This is a genomic window from Wolbachia endosymbiont of Nomada ferruginata (genome assembly GCF_001675785.1).
GTDB classification, from domain to species: Bacteria; Pseudomonadota; Alphaproteobacteria; order Rickettsiales; family Anaplasmataceae; genus Wolbachia; species Wolbachia pipientis.
Map to the genome: position 1 here is coordinate 1 of NZ_LYUY01000221.1, position 266 is coordinate 266.

The following is a 266-nucleotide window of genomic DNA, read 5'->3' on the forward strand; positions in this document are numbered from 1 at the left end:
GATGACGTTTGTCACGCTAGCTGACATCCCAGTGTCAAGCACTGGGATGACAAGGTATAAACCTTATCGTCATGCCGCCACAAACCGTCATACCGCGATTCATTCGCGGTATCTCTAGATCCCGCTAACACGTAGCGGGATGACGATTGTCGTTTAGCCATAAACATTAAGAAATTTACCAAATAAAAAAAAGGCAAAAGAAGCCCCGTGGTGGTTGGCTATTTACTATGTACTAAAATATCGGCGTTTTTTTTGACCTTACCCAG

At 44.0% G+C, this 266-nt stretch carries 1 protein-coding gene; it reads right to left on the reverse strand.

Annotation, left to right across the window (positions count from 1 at the left end):
• Positions 1 to 11: 11 nt before the first annotated feature.
• Positions 12 to 161, reverse strand: a complete 150-nt coding sequence (locus BA053_RS07590; protein ID WP_156518247.1) for a hypothetical protein — start codon at positions 159 to 161, stop codon at positions 12 to 14.
• Positions 162 to 266 lie beyond the last annotated feature (105 nt).

What these genes read in the sequence shown, in the direction of transcription:
- BA053_RS07590 (WP_156518247.1), bottom strand. Translation starts at nt 161, where the DNA reads ATGGCTAAACGACAATCGTCATCCCGCTACGTGTTAGCGGGATCTAGA.